We start from the raw sequence: 18144 nt of genomic DNA, 5'->3' as shown, positions 1-18144 counted from the left end.
CCCTCGGTGCGTTCGGCGCGTTCGCTCAGGGGTTCGGCGCGGTCAGATACCGCTGCAGGGTCGGCCCGAGCCACGCGAGGATCTCCTCCCGCGCAAGCGTCACCACCGGTGGCAGCCGCAGCACGTAACGGGTGAGGGCGAGCCCCATCAACTGCGCGGCGCACAGCCCCGCCCGCGTCTGCACCTGCTCGGGGTCGGGGCACACCAGCCGGGCCACCGGTACCACCTGCTCCCGGAAGATGTCCTGCAGCCGTTCGGCCCCCGCCCTGTTGGTGATGCCGACCCGCAGTACCGCGGTGAGCTCCTCGTTCTCCTCCCAGATGGTCAGGAAGTGGGCCACCAGCGTCCGCCCGGCCTCGGTGCGCGGCACCTGGGACACGTCGGGCATGTGCAGATCGAGCGCGACGGCCGCCGCGAACAGGCCGTCCTTGTTGCCGAAATAGCGCATGACCATGGACGGGTCGATGTGCGCGTCCTTGGCGATGGCGCGGATGGTGGCGCGCTCGTACCCGTCGGTGGCGAAGCGTTCGCGGGCCGCGGCCAGGATGGCGGAGCGGCTGGCCTCGGAGCGGCGCGTCGCCGAGCCGTTCGTGGGCCCTGTGTCTCTACTGGGGGTGCCGGTCATGCCAACGAGCGTAGGCCAACAGTCGTAGGCCAACAAGTGTTGACTGCGTGAGCGACCCTGCCTAGGCTTGTCAACAAGCGTTGGCCCACAGGTGTTGGCAAACAGGCGCTGGTCAACAAGCGCTGGTCAACAAGCGCTGGTCAACAAGCGTTGGTCAACGAGTGCTGGTCACCGCGCGTAGGCAATCCAGGAGGCCCCCATGAACGGCCCGACCGCCACCCCCGCCACCCCCACAAGCCCCGCCACCCCCGCGACCTCCCGCGTGATCGTCGTCGGCTCCGGTCCCACCGGCCTGCTCCTCGCCGGTGACCTCGCCGCTGCCGGCATCCCGGTCACCGTCCTGGAGAAGCGGCCGCACGGGATCAGCAACCTCTCCCGCGCCTTCGTCCTGCACGCCCGTGCCCTGGAGCAGCTGGACGCCCGCGCCGTCGCCGACGAGCTGGAGGCCGTCGGCAAGCCGCTCACCCGGCTCAACCTCTTCGACGGGCTCACTCTCGACGTCGGGGCCCTCCCCTCCCGTTTCCGGCACGTGCTCGTGATCCCGCAGTACGAGGTGGAGAAGGTGCTGGAGCGCCGCGCGGTCCAGGCCGGTGTCGACTTCCGCTACGAGTCCGAGGTGACCGGCCTGAGCCAGGACGCCGACGGCGTCACCGTGCACGTCGAGGGCGCCGAGGGCGACGAGGACCTGCGCGCCGCGTATGTCGTCGGCGCCGACGGCATGCGCAGTGCCGTGCGGACGGCGGTCGGGCTGCCGTTCCCGGGAAGGTCCGCGATCCGGTCCGTCGTCCTCGCCGACGTGCTGCTCGACGAGGAGCCCGAGACGCTGATCACGGCCGCCGCGGTCGGCGACGCGTTCGCCTTCCTCGCGCCCTTCGGCGACGGCTACCACCGTGTCATCTGCTGGCACCGGGGCCGTGACGTTCCCGATCACGAGCCGGTCGGTCTCGACGAGGTCAGGGAGATCACCCGGCTGGCCCTGGGCCGGGACTTCGGAATGCGCGAGGCCCGCTGGGTGTCCCGCTTCCACAGCGACGAGCGGCAGGCGCCCGGCTACCGGGTGGGCCGGGTCTTCCTGGCCGGTGACGCGGCGCATGTGCACACCCCGGCCGGCGGCCAGGGGATGAACACCGGTCTGCAGGACGCGGCCAACCTGAGCTGGAAGCTCGCCGCCGTCCTGCACGGCCACGCCGCACCCGGTCTGCTCGACACCTACCAGGCCGAACGCCACCCGGTCGGCAGGTCGGTGCTGCGCAGCAGCGGCGCGATCGTCCGCCTGGCGATGGCCAAGGGCTGGCAGCTGCCGGTGCGTTCCGTGCTCGTCGCGGTCCTCGACCGGCTGGCTCCCGTCCGCGCCAGGATCATGGGCCAGATCACCGGCGTCGGCTACCGGTACCCGGCTCCGAGGGGAGCCCATCCCCTCACCGGCGCCCGCGTTCCCGATCTCGCCCTGGCCGGCGGCGGCCGGCTCTACGAGGCGCTGCGCGGCGGCCGGTTCGTCCTGGTCACCCCGGGTGCGTACGAGGCGGGCGAGGGGCGCGCGGACCGGCTGGCGGTGGCGCACTGGGCGAGCGACCGCGGTACGACGGTGCTGGTGCGCCCCGACGGGTACGCGGCCTGGGCGGCGGAGGACGCGCGGGCCGCGGACATCGAGTCGGCGCTGGCCGCGCACGTCGGCTGAGCGGACGCCATCGGCGACGGCCGGGTCAGCCGACGGTGAAGTCGGTGACCTTGGTGTCCAGGGTGGTGCTGCCGTCCTTGGCGGTGGCCAGTACGGCGACGTGCCAGGTGCCGTGCGCGGACGAGGCGGCGTCGGCGGCGGTCACCACGGACTTGTGGACGCACCGCGTGGTGTCCCCCTCGGCCGGCGCGCAGGTCGCCGACTCCACCCCGGCCATGTCCTTGGCGGTCAGCGGCTTCTTCGCGAACTCGGACTTCTCCGGCCAGGCCAGCACCTTCAGGCTCTTCACCCCGGAGGATGCCGTGACCTCGGTGGAGAAGGCGAACGAACCGGCACGGCCGCTGTCGGCCGCGGTGTATCGGGCGGTGCTGTGCGCGAAGGCGGGCGGCTGGTCCCCCGCGTAGGCGAGGGCGAAGGCACCGGCGCCACCGAGGACGACGACACCGGCGGCGATGGACAGAGCGATACGACGGGACATGACGGCTTCTCCGTAACTGTCTGGCTGTCTGCGTGTCTGCGTGTCTGCGTGTCTGCGTGTCTGCGTGTCTGGCGGACTGTCCGGCTGACTCCGGCCGAATCCGACCGGCTCGGCCGGGCGAACCGGCGCTCCGTGCCCCGCCGTTGCACCGATACTCGCAACGCACGGACACCCCGGACGTGAGCACGGGTACTCAACTCCGCCTAGGTGATGGGGAGCGCGGGGACCCGGCTGCGCCCTTGACAGCCGTTGCGCCCGGAGTTCCCATGGGGGTCGCCCAACGTCCGTATCGACAAGGGGAGTTGACGTGACGACCAAGATCGAGATCCGCCCGTTGGACAAGAAGGAGACCACCGGGGACAGCAACTCTCAGGGCGCTTGACGGGAGAGGCCCGCGTGCGGACTCCGCCGTTGCGGCGCCCGCTCTACCCGGGCGTCGGCGAGCTGGAGCGGCGGGCTCGCACGCTGGTCGCTCTCGCGCCCGGGACGCTGCGGCTGCGGGCGGCCGGGGAGAGCCGGGCCGGCCGGCCCCTGTGGCTGCTGTCCGCCGGGCACGGCAAACGGCAGCTGCTGACGGTCGCGGGCGCGCACGCCAACGAACCCGTGGGGGGCGCCTCCGCGCTCCGGCTCGCCCGTCTCCTCGCCCACCGGCCCGAGCTGCTCCGCCGCCTCGACTGCACCTGGCACCTGCTGCTCTGTCTCGACCCGGACGGCGCCCGCCTCGCGCACGGCTGGCAGCCCGAGGAACCCGACCCGTCCCTGGAGGAGTGCCACCGGCACTTCTACCGGCCCGAGTTCTCCTGCCAGCCCGAGTCGCTGCCCGCCTCGGACACCGGACGGGAACCGCTGCCCGAGTCCGCCGCGCTGGTGCGGCTGCTCGACGAACTGCGTCCGGCGGTCCAGTTCACCCTGCACGGCATCGAGTTCGGCGGCGCCTTCACCATGCAGACCCGGGAGGTTCCGGGCGCCGCCCGCGCGTTCCGGGAGATCGCCGCCCGGCTGCGGATCCCGCTCGACGACCACCCCTGCGACGGTCCTGACTGGCGTCCGGACCCGCCCGGCGTCCTGCGGCTGCCGCCGGCGAGCAGCGGCAGCGAACGCGACCCGAGCGGCTTCGTCGCCGAGAGCACCTGGCTCCACCCGCGGTGCCACGGCACCCTCACCGTCCTCGTCGAGGCACCGGCCTGGGCGGTGCCCGCGGTGAGCGACTCCCGGGCCGCCCCCGACCCGCGGCGCGCCGTCGGCCGGGCCCGCGACCTGCTGCTGGCCCGGACCCGGGAGCTCGCCGCCCTGCTGGAGCCGGTCCCGGCCGGTGCGGTACCGGACGATCTGCGGCCCCTGCACACCGCCGCCGATGAGCTGCTGCGGGTCGCGCCGTCGCTCGCGGCCGGCTGGGCCGAGGAGGAACACGCGGGTTCCCGGGGCCACTTCGCGACCCTAGGGGTCTCCGCCCGCCGTATCCCGCTGCGGGTGGCGGCCATGGCCCACCGGGCGCTGGCCCGCACCGAGCCCGCGACCGCCGACGCGCTCGCGGACCTGGTGCGCGAGTGGTGCCGGGAGCTGGACAAGGCCTGCGAGCCGCGCTGGATCCCGGTGTCCGCGCAGACCGGGCTGCACGTGCGGACGATGCTGGATCTCGCCGCACGGCTGTGCGCATGAGGAAGGGGGCGCCGGTCCGCCGGCGCCCCCTCCGTCGTGACGACGGCCGCTACTGGGCCGCGGCGTCCGCCGCCTGCGCCCGCAGGGCGCGCTCGACGCCCGCGCGGGACTCCGAGACGAGACGGGCCAGGGCCGCGTTCGGCTGGGCCGCGGCCAGCCACGCATCCGTCTTGGTGACGGTCTCCTCGGAGACCTGGAGGGCCGGGTAGAGGCCGACCGCGATCTGCTGGGCGATCTCGTGGGAGCGGGTGTCCCACACCGACTTCAGGATCTCGAAGTACCGGTCCGTGTACGGCGCCAGCAGTTCACGCTGGTCCATCTGGACGAAGCCGCCGATCACCGCCTCCTGCACGGCGTTCGGCAGCTTGTCGGACTCGATGACCGACGCCCACGCCTCGGCCTTGGCCTCCTCGGTCGGCCGGGCGGCACGGGCGGTGGCCGCGTGGCGCTCGCCGGCGGCCGTCCTGTCCCGCTCGTACTCGCCCGCGATCTCCGCCTCGTCGAACCGGCCGACCGCCGCCAGCCGCTCCACGAACGCCCAGCGCAGGTCGGTGTCGACGGCCAGGCCCTCGATGGTGTGGGTGCCCTCCAGCAGGCTGTCCAGCAGGTCCAGCTGCTCCGGGGTGCGGGCGGTGGCCGCGAACGCCCGCGCCCAGGCCAGCTGGTGGTCGCTCGCCGGGGCGGCCGACCGCAGGTGGGCCAGGGTGGCGTCGGTCCAGCGGGTGAGCAGCGCCTCGCGGGCGGTCGGGTCGGCGTACAGCTCGACGGCCAGCTTCACCTGGCGGTGCAGCGACTGCACGACACCGATGTCGGACTCCTTGCCGATGCCCGCCAGCACCAGGGCCAGGTACTCACGGGCCGGCAGTTCGGCGTCGCGGGTCATGTCCCAGGCCGACGCCCAGCACAGCGCGCGGGGCAGGGAGGCCTCGAAGTCGCCCAGGTGCTCCGTCACGACGTGCAGCGACCGCTCGTCCAGCCGGACCTTCGCGTACGACAGGTCGTCGTCGTTGAGCAGGAACACCGCGGGACGGCGGCGGCCGGTCAGCTCCGGTACGGCGGTCAGCTCGCCGTCCACGTCCAGCTCGATCCGGTCGGTGCGCACCAGCTTGCCGGTCGCCTCGTCCAGGTCGTACAGGCCGATCGCGATGCGGTGCGGACGCAGGACCGGCTCGCCCTTGGCGCCGGCGGGCAGCGCCGGGGCCTCCTGGCGGATCGCGAAGGAGGTGATGACACCATCGCCGTCGGTCTCGACCTCCGGGCGCAGGATGTTGATCCCGGCGGTCTGCAGCCACTTCTTCGACCAGGTGCTCAGGTCACGCCCGGAGGTCTCCTCCAGGGCGCCCAGCAGGTCGGACAGGCGCGTGTTGCCGAACGCGTGCCGTTTGAAGTACGCCTGTACGCCCGTGAAGAACTCGTCCATGCCGACGTAGGCGACGAGCTGCTTCAGGACGGACGCGCCCTTGGCGTAGGTGATGCCGTCGAAGTTGACGAGGACGTCGTCCAGGTCGCGGATCTCGGCCATGATCGGGTGCGTGGAGGGCAGCTGGTCCTGCCGGTACGCCCAGGTCTTCATGGAGTTGGCGAACGTCGTCCACGAGTGCGGCCAGCGCGAGCCGGGCGCGTACGCCTGGCAGGCGATGGAGGTGTAGGTGGCGAACGACTCGTTCAGCCACAGGTCGTTCCACCACTCCATGGTGACCAGGTCGCCGAACCACATGTGGGCCAGCTCGTGCAGGATCGTCTCGGCGCGCGTCTCGTACGCCGCGTCGGTCACCTTGGACCGGAAGACGTACTGGTCGCGGATGGTCACCGCGCCCGCGTTCTCCATCGCGCCCGCGTTGAACTCCGGCACGAACAGCTGGTCGTACTTCTTGAACGGGTACGCGTAGTCGAACTTCTCCTGGAACCAGTCGAAGCCCTGCCGCGTCACCTCGAAGATCGCGTCCGAGTCGAGGAACTCGGCGAGCGAGGGCCGGCAGTAGATGCCCAGCGGCACCGACTGGCCGTCCTTCTCGTACACGCTGTGCACGGAGTGGTACGGGCCGACGATCAGCGCGGTGATGTACGACGAGATGCGGGGCGTCGGCTCGAAGACCCAGACGTCGTCCTTGGGCTCGGGCGTCGGCGAGTTCGAGATGACCGTCCAGCCGGCCGGCGCCTTCACCGTGAACTGGAAGGTCGCCTTGAGGTCCGGCTGCTCGAAGGAGGCGAAGACCCGGCGGGCGTCCGGCACCTCGAACTGGGTGTACAGGTAGGCCTGCTCGTCGACCGGGTCGACGAACCGGTGCAGACCCTCGCCCGTGTTGGTGTAGGCGCAGTCGGCCACGACCCGCAGGACGTTGCGGCCCGCCAGCAGGTCCGGCAGGGCGATCCGGGAGTCCTCGAAGACCTCGGCGGCATCCAGCGGGTCGCCGTTCAGGGTGACCTCGTGGACCGCCGGGGCCACCAGGTCGATGAAGGAAGCGGCGCCTGCTTCGGCGACGTCGAAGCGCACCGTGGTCACGGACCGGTAGGTACCGCCCTCCTGCGCTCCGGAGAGGTCGAGATCGATCTCGTACGAGTCAATGGTGAGCAGCTTCGCCCGCTGCTGTGCCTCTTCGCGAGTCAGGTTTGTGCCAGGCACGCGGTCATCTCCTCGTTATGTGTGGGTTGCGCCATCCTTCCACGGCGGCCCGGCCCCGGGCGACGAGGAAAATCCCAGAGATCTCCCGGACACGGGATGTCAGGCGGCCGTCGTACCGCCGTCGACCGGCATCGCCGCGCCGGTCACGAAGGAGGAGCGGTCGCTGCACAGCCACAGCGCGGCCTCCGCGACCTCGGCGGGGCCGGCCATCCGCTTCTGGAGGGTCTCGCCCTCGAACCGCTCCCGCAGCTCCGGCAGCGTGCGCACCGCCCGGTCCATCATCTCGGTGCGGGTACTGCCCACGACCAGCGCGTTGACCCGGATGCCGCGCTGCGCGTACTCGGCCGCGGCGGCCCTGGTGAGCCCGAGGACGGCGTGCTTGGCGGCCACGTACGCGGCCGACGCCCCCGTCGCCCGCTGTCCCGCGACACTCGACGTGTTGACGATCGTGCCGCCGCCGGACCCGAGCATCTCGGGGATCTGGGAGCGCAGACAGTTCCAGACCCCGCGCACGTTGACGTCCATGGTCTGCTCGTAGACGTCCTGGCCGGTCTCGTGCAGCTCGGTCCCGGCGGTGCCGAACCCGGCGTTGTTGAAGGCGCAGTCCAGGCGGCCGAAGGCGGCGACCGCCGTACGGACGACCTCCTCCACCTCCGCGGCCGAGGCCACGTCCGCCGGTACGGCCAGCGCCCGGCCCCCGTCGGCGGTGATCTCCTCGGCCAGCGCGCGCAGCCGCTCCTCCCGCCGCGCCGTCAGCACGACGGCCGCACCCTCCCGCGCGAACAGCCGCGCGGCGGCCGCCCCGATCCCGCTGGAAGCACCGGTGATCATGACGACCTTGCCGTCGAGAACACGCGACGCGGCACAGGACGGCTGGGTGTTGCTCATGTGTGGTGTCCCTCCCCTGGACGAGGTGCGTGAGCGACGGCGCCCCGTCAGGGGCGCGGGACCGTGCCGATATGCGGCTCCGCGGCGGGCGCGGCCGGCCGGGACGGCGCCGCACCCGCCCCGCGGCAGAAGGCGGCACCCCCTGAGGCGGACGGCGCCTAGGCCGACAGCTCCGCCGCCACCAGCTCGGCGATCTGCACCGCGTTCAGCGCGGCCCCCTTGCGGAGGTTGTCGTTGGAGATGAACAGCGCGATCCCGTTGTCGACCGTCTCGTCGCGACGGATCCGGCCGACGTACGACGCGTCCTGGCCGGCCGCCTGCAGCGGGGTCGGGATGTCGGAGAGCTCGACGCCCGGGGCGTCCGCGAGCAGCTCGGTGGCGCGCTCCGGGCTGATCGGGCGGGCGAACCGGGCGTTGACCTGGAGGGAGTGGCCGGAGAACACCGGGACGCGCACGCAGGTGCCGGAGACCTTGAGCGCCGGGAGTTCGAGGATCTTGCGGGACTCGTGGCGCAGCTTCTGCTCCTCGTCGGTCTCGTTGAGACCGTCGTCGACGAGGTTGCCGGCGAAGGGGAGCACGTTGAAGGCGATGGGCCGCTTGTAGACCTGCGGCTCGGGGAAGTCGACGGCCGCGCCGTCGTGGGTGAGCTTGTCGGCGTCGGCGGCGACCTTCTGCACCTGCCCGTGCAGCTCGGCGACGCCCGCCAGACCGGAGCCGGAGACCGCCTGGTAGGTGGTGGCGACGACCGCTTCGAGGCCCGCCTCCGCGTCCAGCACCTTCAGGACCGGCATCGCGGCCATCGTGGTGCAGTTCGGGTTGGCGATGATGCCCTTGGGGCGGTCGGCGATCGCGTGCGGGTTGACCTCGGAGACGACCAGCGGGACCGCGGGGTCCTTGCGCCAGGCGGAGGAGTTGTCGATGACGACGGCACCCTGCGCCGCGACCTTCTCGGCGAGCGCCCGGGAGGTGGATCCGCCCGCCGAGAACAGCACGATGTCCAGGCCCGTGTAGTCGGCGGTCGCCGCGTCCTCCACGGTCACGCCGTCCAGCACCGTCCCGGCGGAACGGGCCGAGGCGAACAGGCGCAGCCCGGTGACGGGGAAGTCGCGTTCCGTGAGGATCCTGCGCATGACCGTGCCGACCTGACCGGTGGCTCCGACGATTCCGACCCTCACGGTGACTCCCTCTGCCTGTGGTGACGTGTGTCTGCGGCCTTTCCATCATGCGGCCGACCCGGGTCAGCCTGTCCAATTCTTTGCCCGCCATGCCCGAGGAGTGGACCGCACGGTCGGCGGAACTCTCGTCGGCACCGGCACTGAGCTGCATAAATTACCTCCGTGCCGCGCCCGCGCCGCAAGCTGTGCCGCCTGGCGCGCCGGTGTGACATACGCCTCGGGAAAGATTTCCCGGAGCCGTCCGAACGTTTCGGGGAGCTGCGGCGTCGTAGGGGAAACGCGGTGAGGGGGGTGGGTTGTGCTGCGCAGAAAGGCCCGCCGGGCCCAGGGGGACCAGCATGGTGATCCCCTGGACGCGGACCAGGAGCGCCGGGTCCGGGCGGTGCTCGCGCTGGGCGGCGTACCGCAGGTCGACCTGCTGGACGGGGTGCAGCAGGTCCGCCTGCGGCTGCTGGAGCGGGCCGCGAGCGGGCGGGAGGCACCGCGGGACGTCTCGGCGTGGGCGGCGGTGGTCGCCTCCAACCTCGCCATGGACTGGCACCGCGCCAAGCGCCGCCAGGAACGCCTCGGCGAACGCCTGGCCGCCCTGCGCGTCCCCGACCACACCTCGGGCGAGGACAGCAGTGTGCTCTCCGTCGCCGTCGCCCGCGGCCTGGACGAGCTGCCGGACGCCCAGCGCCAGGTCGTCGTCCTGCGCTTCTACGCCGACCTGCCGGTGCGCGGCATAGCCGAGGAACTCGGCATCCCCGAGGGCACGGTCAAGAGCCGGCTGCACACGGCGGTACGTGCCCTGCGCGCCCGCCTGCACGAGGACGAGGTGGTGTGACCATGCCCGCCGAACACGACGGCCACGACGCCGAGGGCGAGGTGCGGGACGGGTTCTTCGGTGGCGCCGACGGTGGTGCCGCCCACGGCGCCGACGCGCTGCTCGCCGTTCTGCTGGACGAGCCGCTCTCCGACCGGCAGCGTGCCGACCCGGGCTTCATGGCCGAGCACCGGGCCGCCGCCGCCGACGTCGCGGTCCTGCGGGAGCGGCTGGGCGTCATCGGGAACGCGCTCGCCGGATCCCGGCCGGAGCGGGAGCCGGCGCCCCGCCTTCCTCCCCGGCCCGAGCGGGAGCCGGCGCCCCGCCCCGCTCCCCGGCGGCATCCCAGGGTGCGGGCCCTCGCGCTCGCCGGCGCCTTCGCCGCCGCGTTCGCCTCGGTCGTGCTCGGCTTCGGCTGGCTGGCGGCGCACGGTCCGAGCGGGTCGGAGTCCGACAACCGCAGCAGCTCCGACAAGGCGGCCGGGAGCGTCCCGGCCCAGGAGTCCGCCGCCGGCCCCGGCTACCTGGCCTGCGCCCGGCTCGTGGCCGAGGGCACCGTCACCGGGGTCCGACAGCTCCCGGACGCCGGCAGGGAACGCGTCACCCTACGTGTGACCCACGCCTACAAACCGGCGAGGACGGCCGCGGAGGTCGACGTCGTCGTCGAGTCCGATGCCCGGATCCGCGCCGGGGTCCGGCTGCTGGTCGGCGTCACCCGCGGCCGGTCCGTGGCCGACCTGTACGCCGTCGGCGAGGCCGCGATCGCGCCGGAGCGCGCCTGGATCGTCCGTGACCTGCCCGAGTCCCGGACGGCGACCTGCCCGGGCGCATGAAGGAGGCGGGCGCCGCTCGGGACGCCCGCCTCCGTTCCGGTGTCCCTTACGGAACGACCTTCTCGATCTTCACGCTGCCGATGCCCGCGACCGTGCCACGTGCGTTGACCAGCTGGACCCGGCCGAAGAACTCACGTCCCTCGGGGGCCGCCGTGGCCGCCGTGACCTGGCCGGTCACCGTGGCCGATCCGCCCGTGCCGAGCTTGACCGGCGCCGACCCGTCGACCGTGACCGCGCCGAGCGCGGCGGAGAAGAACACGTCCCGGTAGTCGTAGTCGGTGGCACCCGAGGGGACCGAGTAGCCGGCGACCTGGACGGTGTACGTGCCGGCGGCCGGCGAGGCGATGGAGACCGCCTCCTCCGAGTCGCCGTCGGCGGACTGGGCGACCTGCTTGCCGGACGCGTCGTACACGGTCAGGTCCAGGTCGGCGGCCGCGTCGGAGACACCGCCGATGGCCACGTCCAGCGACTGCGCGCCCGCCGGCACGGTCACCGTGGTGGACTGGACCTCGCCCTCCTTGATCGAGGGACGGGCCGTCTTCGAGGAGCCGAGCGGACCGCCGACCAGCTTGCCGTCGAGCGCGGCGAACTCGTTGGTCACCTTCCAGGAGGCGCTGACCGGGACGCCGGCCTTCGCCTCGGGCAGGGTCACGGTCTCCGGGTCGAAGGCCGCGCCGAGCACGGTGACGCCCAGCTTGTACGGGTTGTCGAGCAGCGGCGAGGTGCGGCGCGCCTCCACCTCGATCTCCCAGACCCCCGCCTGCGGGTCGGCGTACGAACGGACGTCGGGCTTGCAGCCGTTGCCGTCGAGGTAGTTGTTGTAGCAGTACGGGGTGCCGGTGTCCTCGACCGGGACGCCGTAGGGGTGGATGGAGATGAACCGCGTCTGGCTCTTGGCGGCCAGCCCGCTCATCGCGACCTCAAGCGACCTGGCGCCCTCGGGCACGGTCACGAAGTACGACGTGGAGCTGTTGCGCTGCACCGAACCGGACGCGGCCCAGGTGTAGTGGACGGGGGCCGACACCACGACCGTCGTCAGGATCTGCTTGTCCACGCCCTCGGTCTTCGGGTCGTCGACCTCCAGGATCGCCGACCTGATGCCCGAACTCTTCGCCCGCGCCTGCACCTTGACCGTCACCGGCTGGTTCAGCGGCAGCCTCACCTCGTCGTCGCCGAGGACCTTGAAGGTGTGCCCGGCGTTGTTCTCGAAGCGCAGCTCGTGCCGGACCGCCTTGTCCGGGCCCGAGGTCCGGGTGATCGTGACGTCGTAGGTCTTCTTCTGCCCGGCCTTCAGGCCGCCCTCGCGGTCGTACAGGCCGGTGCCGAAGCCCGGGGTCTTCAGCGCGTAGTCGATCGCGGTGTCGACGGGCGCCTTGACGGTGTAGTCGTGCGCGGCGGCGTGGTCGCGGATGGCGTCCCACGCGTCGACGACGTCGATGCGGCCCGCGCCCTCCTCGTAGGCCTGCACGTCCTTGATGTGGTGGGCGGTCGAGGTCAGCGCCGTGCGCAGGTCGGCGGGGGAGAGGCTGATGTGCTTCTCCTTCGCCGCCGACAGCAGCAGGGCGGAGGCTCCCGCGGCCTGCGGGGAGGCCATCGAGGTGCCCTGGAGCATGGAGTAGCCGGCCGGCAGTGAGTAGCCCGCCTCGGCGACCGGGGAGCCCGGCAGCCAGGTCTGGGTGGTGTTGATCGCGGCACCGGGGGCGACCAGCGTCGGCGCGAAGCCGCCGTCCTCCCGCGGACCGCGCGAGGAGAAGGGCAGCAGCTGGTACTTCGTCGTCACCTGGGAGCCGTAGTTGGCGGCCCAGGTGTCCCTGGAGATGCCCGCGCCGACCGAGATGACCTTGTCGGCGAGTCCCGGGTCACCGATGGTGTTCGTGCCCGGGCCGGAGTTGCCCGCGGAGATCACCAGCTGCACGCCGTAGGTGTCGATGAGCCGGGTGTACAGCTCGGCGCGCGCGTTGTTGCCGTCGTTCAGCGCCGGCAGACCGCCGATCGACATGTTGACGATGTCGACGCCCCGGTTGGCGACCAGGTCGATCATGCCCTCGGTGAGCGCGACGTTGGTGCAGCCGCCGGTCCAGGTGCAGGCCCGGGAGGAGACGATCTTCGCGCCCGGAGCCGCGCCGGTCATCCTGCCGCCGAACAGCCCGTTGGCGGCGGTGATGCCGGCGACGTGGGTGCCGTGCTCGGACTCGATGACCCCGATGTTGACGAAGTCGGCCGTCTTGCCGACCCAGTCCCCGCCGTACGGGTCCATCGGGACGTCCTTGCGGATCTGCACGACGAACGGCTGCCGCTCGACGACGTCGGTCGCCGGGTTGTCGGTGCCGAAGTAGCCGACCTGGTAGCCGTCCTTGTACGGCTTCATCGGCGTGTCGTCGGAGAAGTCGTGGTTGTTGTTCAGGTCGACGGTGACCTTGCCGGCCGCCGGGTCGTAGAGCACGCCCCAGCTGTCGGTGGTGTCCCCGTCCCGGTTGGCGTCACCGGCCGCGTCGCCACCCGTGGTGTACGACTCCTTGAACGTGCTGATCCCGTACGACCCGGCCGGCGCCGCCCAGGTCTGGCCGCCGTAGCTGAAACTCGGCCCGGACACGGCCGTGACCATGGGCCGCCAGGTCTGGTCGCTGTCGACGATCGGGTCGGTCGAGGTCACCCAGTCGACGATCTTCCGCTCGCCCGTGGTGGTCTTCTGCAGCGCCGGGTGGCCGAGGTCCACGCCGGAGTCCAGGATGCCGATCGTGACGCCCCGGCCGTCCGCCTTCGGGTGGTCCTCGACGAAGTCGACGGCGCCGGTCTCGAAGGAGGGGTTGTACGGGTTCGCGGCGGGGGTGTTCCTCCCCGGCGCCGGGGAGGTCTTCGCGGCCCTGGCGGACTTGGCCGGCTTGGCGGTGTCCGACACCGCCGGGTCGTCGAGCTGGATCTCCTGGCGCAGATCGATCGCGTGCACCGAGGACAGCTTCGCGGCGGCGGCGATCGCCGAGTCCGCCCGGCCGGTGGGGACGGTGGCCCGCACATAGCCGAGCTCGTCGTACGTACGGCCCACCGAGCCGCCCTTGACCCCGTCCAGCTCCCGGGCGACCTGCTCGGTCTGCCCCGGGGCGGTCGCGATCATCATCGTGACGTTCTTGGTGCCGTCGGCCTTGGCCTCGGCGAGCAGTTCGGCGTCGTCCGAACCGAGCTTGTCGTGGGCCGGCTTGGCGTCCGCGGTGGCGGCGGCCGGGGCCTGGGCCGCGGCGGCCGCCAGGGGTATCGGCCCGGCGGCGGAGAGCGCGGCCACGACACCGACGGCGACGGCTATCCGGCCCAGGCGTCTGTGGCCCGGTATCGGGTCGTGCTGGGGGCTGAGGGTCATCTGCATCCCTTGTAGGTAAAGGAACGAGCATGGAACGGCCGGAACCTGGTCAAGAACCAGCGCGCAGGCGCACAGCTTTCCCCAAGGGAATGGCCTTTTGGGATCGTTGACCGAATCGATATGAACGTATGGGGAAAACCCCCTGTCTGCGTCCTTGCTGTGAAAGGAAATCCCGTTGGCCGCGGACTCCCGCGGGGCCTACCGTGCGGATGTGCGCGAGAAGCTGAGGGTGGCGGCCTACGCCGTGTGCGTCCGTGACGGACAGGTCCTGCTCGCCCGGTCGCCCGCCGACGACGGCACGCCCGAGTGGGTCCTGCCCGGCGGCGGCATGGAACACGGCGAGGACCCCTACGACACGGTCCGGCGCGAGCTGTTGGAGGAGACCGGCTACCGCATCGAGGTGACCGGGCTGCTGGGCATCGACTCCCGCCACCACCGCTTCGTCCGGGAGAGTCTGCTGGCCCGCGTCACCGACCACCACCACGTGCGGATCGTCTACAGCGGCGAGATCGCCGGCGGCGAACTGCGCAACGAGGTGAACGGCTCCACCGACATGGCCGCCTGGCACGACCTGGACGCCGTACCGGACCTGAGGCACATCCGGCTGGTCGACGTCGCCCTGCGGCTGTGGCGGGAGCGGCCGGCGGCGGGGCGGTTCGCACAGGAGCAGTCGTAAGCACCGCGGGCCGGTCGTGAGGGCCGGAGACCCGCCCCTTCCCCGGCAGATGAACGCGGAGTGACCGGACCCCGGACGCCCGCGATCCGCTCCATGACCGGCCCCCACCTCACCTGATCCACGTACGGTGATCGGCGCTGCACGTTGCCGCCGCGTTCACGCGCAGGCCATCCCCGGTGCCAACGATCCAGAGTGAGCGGGAAGTTCGCGGAAGCGATCGCCCGCGACCACTGCCGGACGCGTTCGCACTCGGGGAGACCGCGCCATGTCGCGCATACGCTCAGTCGCCACCTCCGCGGCCCACAAGGGCCGCGAGGCACTGGAGATCAACCGTCGTACCGTGCTCGCCACCGCCGGAGCCCTCTCGCTCTCCGCCGGCGTCGGCCTCGCCCTGCGTCCCACCGCCGGCCAGGCCGCGCCCGCCGTCACCGAGGAGCAGCAGCCGGTCGCCGAGGGCCGCCGGGCCGCCGCGGCGCCCCTCGCGCCCTACACCAAGGGCACCACCCTCGCCTCCGTCGCGGCCCCCCGCACCGGTTCCGGCTACCGCCGGCTCGGTGACGGCGCCGGCTGGTCGCGCGTGCTCCGCTCCGACCTGGCCGCGGCCAAGTCGGGCCGGGCCGACCGCCGTACCGCACTGGCCGCGTTCGTGCAGTTCACCGACCTGCACCTGATGGACGTCCAGCACCCGCTGCGGCTGGAGTACCTGCGCGCCCACGACCCGCACGCCTGGCGCCCCCACGAGGCGCTGACCGTGCCCGGCGCGGTCTCCCTCGTCGAGCGCGTGAACGCGCTGCGCGGCGCCCCGGTCACCGGCTCCCCGCTGCACTTCGTGATGACGACCGGCGACAACACCGACAACAACGCCCACTCCGAGCTGGAGTGGTTCATGAAGGTGATGAGCGGCGGCCGGATCACCCCCAACAGCGGCGACCCCGCGCACTACGAGGGCGTGCAGAACAGCGGCCTGAAGATGTACTGGCAGGCGGGCTCCACCGTCCGCGACGGCGACAAGGCGCTCGGCTTCCCGCACCTGGCCGGCTTCCTCGCCGCCGCGATCCGCGAGGTGAACAGCCCCGGCCTCAACCTCCCCTGGTACTCCACCGTCGGCAACCACGACGCGCTGCCGCTCGGCTGCTTCGGCTCCCACGCCGATCCCTACCTGGCCGCGGCCGCGGTGGCCGGCAAGAAGCTGATGACGGTGACCGACGCCGAGGCCAGGAAGCTCCAGGACTCCATCCGCAACGCCCAGGACCCCAAGGGCAGCGGCTACCGCGACTTCCTCAAGGCCCACGCCCGCTCGATGCGCTCGGTGACACCGGACGACAAGCGCGCCCCCTACACGGCGTCGGACTACCTCAAGGCCCACCTGGACCCGGCCCACCAGGGCCTCGGGCCGGTCGGGCACGGCTACTCCTTTGCGAACCTGGCCGCGGGCACCCAGTACTACGTCTTCCGTATCTCCGACGACGTCATCGGCATCAGCCTCGACACGACGGACGCCGGCGGACACTACGACGGATCGATCGGAGGGGCCCAGCTGGCCTGGCTGGAGAAGACCCTGCGGGAGAACAAGGACTCCTACGCGGTCGTCTTCAGCCACCACACCAGCCGGACGATGACCAACACCCGCCCCGACCCGGCCCGCCCGGGCGACCGCCGCCACTCGGGCGCCGAGCTGGTCAGCCTCCTCAACCGGCACGCGGGCGTGCTCGCCTGGGTGAACGGCCACATCCACCGCAACCTCATCACCCCGCACAAGGCCTCGAACGGCAACTCCTTCTGGGAGATCACCACCGCCTCGCACGTGGACCACCCGCAGCTGGCCCGGGTCGTCGAGCTGGTGGACAACAAGGACGGCACGGTCTCCCTCTTCACCACCCTGATCGAGTCGGCGGCCCCGCACCGCACGGACTTCTCCGACCTCTCCCAGACCGGCCTCGCCGCCCTGTACCGCGAACTGGCCTTCAACGCGCCCGGTTCCAGCAAGGTCCTGGGCGGCGACGCCGTGGACCGGAACACGGAGCTGGTCCTGAAGAAGGGCTGAAACTCACCCAACCGGCCCACAGCCGGGCAACCTCGCCGATCACGGCGGTGTCCCTTCCCCCGACCGGGTCCGACGACCGCGTGGACCCGACCGGTGACCGACCGGTGATCCGACTGGGGGAGAGACATGTTCGTACGTACGACACTGGTGGCGGCCACGGCGGTGGCCCTGTCGGCGGCGCTCCTGGCACCGGCGGTGGCGGCACCCGCCGCCGGGCACAGCGCCACCCGCGAGGCGGTCCGGGCCGCGGTCGCGGCGGGCGTGCCCGGGGTGACGGCCACGGTCCGCGGCCCGGGCGGCACCTGGTCCACGACGGCCGGGGTGGGCGACACCCGCACCGGTGCCCCGCGTGCCGCGTCCGACCGCTACCGGGTCGGCAGCATCACGAAGACCTTCGTCTCCACGGTCCTGCTCCAACTGGAGGCGGAGGGCCGCCTGTCCCTGGACGACACGGTGGACAAGTGGCTGCCCGGCGTGGTCCGCGGCCACGGCAACGACGGCCGCCGCGTCACCGTCCGCCAGCTCCTCGGCCACACCAGCGGCATCTTCAACTACACGGCGGACGACGACTTCGGGCGTACGTACTTCCTCAAGGACGGCTTCTTCCGGCACCGCTACGACACCCTGACGGCCGCCGGGCTGGTGGGCATCGCGATGCGCCACGAGCCGGCCTTCGCACCGGGCACGAGCTGGTCCTACTCCAACACGAACTACGTCCTGGCCGGCCTGGTGATCAAGGCGGTGACGGGCCACTCGTACGCCTGGGAGATCACGCACCGGGTGATCGGGCCACTCCACCTGACCGGCACGTCCGTCCCCGGCACCCGCACCACCCTCCCGCGCCCGAGCAGCCGCGCCTACTCGAAACTGGCGGAGACCGCCACCGGCCCCACCTACGACGTCACCGCCCTCAACCCCTCCATGGCCTCCTCGGCCGGCGAGATCATTTCCACCTCCGCCGACCTGACCCGCTTCTACCAGGCCCTGCTGCGCGGCCGGCTGCTCCCCGCGCACCAGCTGAAGGAGATGAAGACCACGGTCCCCGTCCCCGGCGACCCCAACAGCGCCTACGGCCTCGGCCTGATCGACCACACCCTCTCCTGCGGGGTGCACGTCTGGGGCCACGACGGCGGCATCCACGGCTCCTCCTCCACGGCGGCCACCACCCCCGACGGCCGCCACGCCCTGGCCGTGAACTTCAACGGCGACTGGACGGGCGACCCGGCCACGGTCCTGGACGCGGAGTTCTGCGGGAGCTGAGCGCCTCCCACGGGCGCCCGCCGCGAGCGCCCTTTGCGGGCAGCCGGA

General features: G+C 72.2%; 13 protein-coding genes. 7 read left to right on the top strand and 6 right to left on the bottom strand.

Annotated elements, in window-relative coordinates; all coding sequences use genetic code 11:
• Window positions 1-25 precede the first annotated feature (25 nt).
• Window positions 26-625, bottom strand: a complete 600-nt coding sequence (locus ACZ4O3_RS29385) for a TetR/AcrR family transcriptional regulator (RefSeq protein ID WP_362722067.1) — start codon at window positions 623-625, stop codon at window positions 26-28.
• A 199-nt stretch (window positions 626-824) separates the two neighbouring features.
• Here ACZ4O3_RS29385 and ACZ4O3_RS29380 point away from each other — a divergent pair, with 199 nt between their 5' ends.
• Window positions 825-2303 (top strand): FAD-dependent monooxygenase, encoded by a 1479-nt coding sequence (locus ACZ4O3_RS29380; protein ID WP_467725075.1) that lies wholly within the window; start codon window positions 825-827, stop codon window positions 2301-2303.
• 25 nt (window positions 2304-2328) lie between these two features.
• On the opposite strand, the gene ACZ4O3_RS29375 is transcribed toward ACZ4O3_RS29380, so the two are convergent.
• On the bottom strand, window positions 2329-2781 hold the full coding sequence (locus ACZ4O3_RS29375; RefSeq protein ID WP_362722062.1) for a DUF5707 domain-containing protein: 453 nt from the start codon (window positions 2779-2781) through the stop codon (window positions 2329-2331).
• Window positions 2782-3177: 396 nt separating this feature from the next.
• Here ACZ4O3_RS29375 and ACZ4O3_RS29370 point away from each other — a divergent pair, with 396 nt between their 5' ends.
• A complete protein-coding gene (locus tag ACZ4O3_RS29370; RefSeq protein ID WP_467725073.1) occupies window positions 3178-4440 on the top strand; it encodes a M14 family zinc carboxypeptidase in 1263 nt (420 codons plus the stop codon).
• 49 nt (window positions 4441-4489) lie between these two features.
• On the opposite strand, the gene pepN is transcribed toward ACZ4O3_RS29370, so the two are convergent.
• From pepN to ACZ4O3_RS29355, 3 genes are all read right to left on the bottom strand, one after another.
• Window positions 4490-7063, bottom strand: a complete 2574-nt coding sequence (gene pepN, locus ACZ4O3_RS29365; RefSeq protein ID WP_467725071.1) for an aminopeptidase N — start codon at window positions 7061-7063, stop codon at window positions 4490-4492.
• A 99-nt stretch (window positions 7064-7162) separates the two neighbouring features.
• Window positions 7163-7951, bottom strand: a complete 789-nt coding sequence (locus tag ACZ4O3_RS29360; RefSeq protein ID WP_362729243.1) for an SDR family NAD(P)-dependent oxidoreductase — start codon at window positions 7949-7951, stop codon at window positions 7163-7165.
• Between the two features lie 158 nt (window positions 7952-8109).
• Entirely contained in the window at window positions 8110-9126 is a 1017-nt protein-coding gene (locus tag ACZ4O3_RS29355) for an aspartate-semialdehyde dehydrogenase (protein ID WP_362731270.1), read from the bottom strand.
• Between the two features lie 298 nt (window positions 9127-9424).
• Here ACZ4O3_RS29355 and ACZ4O3_RS29350 point away from each other — a divergent pair, with 298 nt between their 5' ends.
• Complete coding sequence (locus ACZ4O3_RS29350; protein ID WP_362731267.1) at window positions 9425-9952, top strand: RNA polymerase sigma factor; 528 nt, start codon at window positions 9425-9427, stop codon at window positions 9950-9952.
• Window positions 9953-9954: 2 nt separating this feature from the next.
• The gene (locus tag ACZ4O3_RS29345; protein WP_467725070.1) at window positions 9955-10764 is read left to right on the top strand and encodes a hypothetical protein; all 810 of its coding nucleotides are present in this window, start codon (window positions 9955-9957) and stop codon (window positions 10762-10764) included.
• A 46-nt stretch (window positions 10765-10810) separates the two neighbouring features.
• Here the strand turns inward: ACZ4O3_RS29345 and ACZ4O3_RS29340 are convergent, their stop codons facing one another.
• Complete coding sequence (locus ACZ4O3_RS29340; RefSeq protein ID WP_467725069.1) at window positions 10811-14116, bottom strand: S8 family serine peptidase; 3306 nt, start codon at window positions 14114-14116, stop codon at window positions 10811-10813.
• A 211-nt stretch (window positions 14117-14327) separates the two neighbouring features.
• Between ACZ4O3_RS29340 and ACZ4O3_RS29335 the strand changes: the two genes are divergently transcribed.
• The 3 genes from ACZ4O3_RS29335 to ACZ4O3_RS29325 all read left to right on the top strand — a co-directional run bounded on the left by ACZ4O3_RS29335 (window position 14328) and on the right by ACZ4O3_RS29325 (window position 18096).
• Window positions 14328-14792, top strand: coding sequence for an NUDIX hydrolase (locus tag ACZ4O3_RS29335; protein WP_384999295.1), 465 nt, complete (start codon window positions 14328-14330; stop codon window positions 14790-14792).
• A 265-nt stretch (window positions 14793-15057) separates the two neighbouring features.
• Window positions 15058-16836, top strand: a complete 1779-nt coding sequence (locus tag ACZ4O3_RS29330; RefSeq protein ID WP_467725067.1) for a TIGR03767 family metallophosphoesterase — start codon at window positions 15058-15060, stop codon at window positions 16834-16836.
• A 126-nt stretch (window positions 16837-16962) separates the two neighbouring features.
• Window positions 16963-18096 carry a serine hydrolase domain-containing protein gene (locus ACZ4O3_RS29325; RefSeq protein WP_467725065.1) on the top strand — a complete coding sequence of 378 codons (1134 nt, stop codon included), beginning with the start codon at window positions 16963-16965 and terminating at the stop codon, window positions 18094-18096.
• The last annotated feature ends 48 nt before the right edge of the window (window positions 18097-18144 follow it).

This window comes from Streptomyces sp. NPDC026515 (assembly GCF_055567595.1).
The sequence above is the reverse complement of the archived record's forward strand: the minus strand, read 5'-3'. Positions and strand labels throughout refer to the sequence as shown.